This is a genomic window from Pseudomonas sp. 05N434 (assembly GCF_056396965.1).
This window is the reverse complement of sequence record NZ_JBFTMK010000607.1, coordinates 1-2864: the sequence shown is the minus strand read 5'-3', so window position 1 is coordinate 2864 and position 2864 is coordinate 1. Positions and strand designations below refer to the sequence as shown.

Here is a 2864-nt window from a genome sequence, read left to right as displayed (position 1 = left end):
GGCGCCCATGGCGTCGCGGGCGCTGTTGCCGGTGCGGTAGGCGCTGCGCATTTTGTTCAGCGACGTCTGATAAGCGGCGATGGTCGCGGCCTGCTCTTTGAGCATTTTGACGTTTTCAGGGTTTTTGAAGCTGCCCAGCAGGGCGGTTTGCTGAGCAACAAAACTGTCCAGGGTGGTTTGCACATTCTGTGCGGCGGTTTCGTCGCCGTTGGTCAGCATGTATTGCAGGCGAACCACGCGCAGCTTGGTCAGGCCGGCATTGAGCTGAGTGATGTCGCTCATCCAGTTGCTGCGGTCAATCAACCCGCCCAGGCTGGTCCAGCCGGTCAGGGCGAGGATGCAGGTCAGTGCCAGGACCAGGCCGAATCCCAGGCCCAGTTTCAGGTTCACGCTGATGTTGCCGAACCAGCTATTCATCAAATTCCTCCAGGAACGTTGCGCTTTTAATCGTCTGTTGGCTGGAAGATTTTTGTTTTTGGGAGCCAGCAAGGTGTGTAGCAGGTATGTATCGGCCGCAATCCCGGGAGCTGAAAGGATTTTGTCGGATGGATTCTGTAACAAGATTTTTACGCAGTTCTTAAGCTTTTTTTCACATGGGTTTCACCAGCAGCCAACGCGAGACTCGCTACCCTTGCGGTTTTGTATGATTGTGATGCATGCCGGCGAGGCGGCTGAACGTGGAATTGAGACTGAGTCTGTTCGGGATAAAACGCTCGATCGATCTGAGCCGTTTGGCCCGTTATCGAAACGCAATGGTCATCGTGGCCTCACTGCTGCTGGTGATTCCGCTGACCGTGTGGCTGTTGCGACCTGCGGCTGTGCCCGATCTGTCCCATGGCAATGTGGCGGGTGCCCGTGCGCTGGCTGCGGGGTGGGCCAAGGGCGACATGATCGTGCTGGTGCGTCACGTTGAGCGTTGCGATCACTCCACCGCCCCCTGTCTGATTGGCAATGATGGCATTACAGATCGCTCGCGCAGTGTGGCAGTGGGGGTCGGTGCGCAGTTTGAACGTCTGGGCCTGAACAAGACCGATATCTATAACAGTCCGATCATCCGTGCGGCACAGACCTCCAGTTATATGTTCAACAAGGTTGGCGTCGGCGAAGACTGGTTGATCAACTGCCGGGGCAGTATGTTACGTGATGCTCTGGCGCACAAAGTGGCGGGGCGCAACCTGATTCTGGTGACCCACAGCGAGTGCATGGCGGAACTCGAAAAAGAGCTCAAGCTGCCGACTGCTACTCTAGGCTACGGCGCTTCTCTGTTTATCTCCGCTGAAAAACCTCAGGAACCTCGTATGCTTGGTTCCATCGAGGCCTCTGACTGGCACTCGGTGACCACCGAATGAGCTTCTTCTTCATCACTCTGGATCTGGACGTACGATGCTGACTTCTTCCCGTTACCGCTTTTACTGGGTGAACTTTGGTATTCCGCTGGCCTGCGCGGTCGCGGTGTTCCTGATGTTTGACATGACCAAAATCGACATCGCTTTCAGCGATCTTTTTTATGACCCGGTTACCCAGGTGTTTCCGTTGGAGCATGTCCGTCTGTTCGAGCAGATCACCCATAAATGGGCGCGGATCATCCCGAACTGGACGGGTGAGATTGCGATCATCGGCGCCTTGCTGTCATTTCTCTGGCCGCGACTGAAGGCTGAAAAACATTCGAAGATCATCGCCTTCCTGGAAAAAATCAAAGTCGCGCCTGTGCTTCGGTTCGCCAGTAAACACCGCCGGGACTTCCTGTATGTGGTGTTCGCGTTTTCCATCAGCACCGGCGTTATCCACTACCTCAAGAGCCACACCAGTGTGTATTGCCCGGTTGAAACCACTCAGTACGCCGGGAAAATCGAGCACAAGGAGTGGTACCAGAATTTTGACCTGCTGAAAGAAGCCGGTGACGGTCGCTGCTGGCCGGGTGGGCATGCGTCGGGCGGCTTCACCATGCTCGCGCTGTACTTCGTGGCTCGCCGCTACCGCTGGCGGTACGCTAAAGCGATGATGTACGGCTCGCTGCTGCTCGGTTTCGTCTACGGCACGACAYGGGTCCTGCAAGGCTGGCACTACATGTCCCACACCTTTTGGGCCGGGATCTTCGTGTGGCTGACGTGTTTACTGACGGCATTGGCGTTCTATGGGCGGGCGCGACTGGAGCTGCCGGTGCTGCAAAAGGCTGAGCTACCCGTCGCTGAGCCGTTTACAGGGTTACAAAGTAGTAAGCCTGACGCCCCACCATCATTGTCTTGATCACCTTTAAGGGCGCGGCGGGTTCATTTACACCAGACATGAGTGCCACATTAGCCGGTGAGGCGCTCAGAAACTCATGCAATTGCGCCTCGGTATCCAGGCCTTTGAGTACGCGTCGGGTGTAGAACACGCTGGCGCCGCCCACCCGCTCGTTGGCTTGAAACAACGCGACCTGCTGCCCGCTGGCCTGGAATGCCTGAATCTGTTCAGTCAGCGGCAGGAAGGACAGCGTGCGATCAGCGTGAGGCAATACCCATTGTGCGGCAGCGAGGTAGCTGCCAATCACCACGGCCAGTACGCCAACCCCTATACCGCGACGATGCCGGACAATCAGCCCCGGCAAGGTCGATGCACCGGAGTAGGCTTGAAGCCGCTCGAACAGCACGCTCGCATATTCCGCGGCAATCACCGCCGCTGCAGGCGTCATGGACATCAGGTACACCGTGCGTTTGCTCGACGCCAGGGTCAGCATGACGAACTGCGCCAGCAGCCACACCGTGAAGAACAACAGGTAACGATTGGCCATCAGGCTTTTGCGAAAGTGCCACAGCCCCAGGTACACCAGAATGTTCCAGGGCGCGAAGGTCTCCGGCAGTTTGGCCAGGTAGTAGTAGAAC

General features: G+C 57.0%; 3 protein-coding genes and 1 pseudogene. 2 read left to right on the top strand and 2 right to left on the bottom strand.

From position 1 onward, the window contains the following. A partial coding sequence (locus tag AC1DLB_RS26705; protein ID WP_477785980.1) for a methyl-accepting chemotaxis protein occupies nucleotides 1-417 on the bottom strand: 417 nt, incomplete at its 3' end. A gap of 260 nt (nucleotides 418-677) precedes the next feature. Here AC1DLB_RS26705 and pmrG point away from each other — a divergent pair. Together pmrG and AC1DLB_RS26695 are read left to right on the top strand one after the other, a co-directional pair. After that, on the top strand, nucleotides 678-1349 hold the full coding sequence (gene pmrG / locus AC1DLB_RS26700; protein WP_026286668.1) for a lipopolysaccharide core heptose(II)-phosphate phosphatase PmrG: 672 nt from the start codon (nucleotides 678-680) through the stop codon (nucleotides 1347-1349). A gap of 34 nt (nucleotides 1350-1383) precedes the next feature. Beyond that, nucleotides 1384-2247, top strand: a complete 864-nt coding sequence (locus tag AC1DLB_RS26695) for a phosphatase PAP2 family protein (RefSeq protein ID WP_477785979.1) — start codon at nucleotides 1384-1386, stop codon at nucleotides 2245-2247. Here AC1DLB_RS26695 and AC1DLB_RS26690 read toward each other — a convergent pair. Then, nucleotides 2198-2864, bottom strand: a pseudogene (locus AC1DLB_RS26690) (dolichyl-phosphate-mannose--protein mannosyltransferase); the annotation flags it as partial. The gene AC1DLB_RS26695 and the pseudogene AC1DLB_RS26690 sit on opposite strands and share 50 nt — an antisense overlap.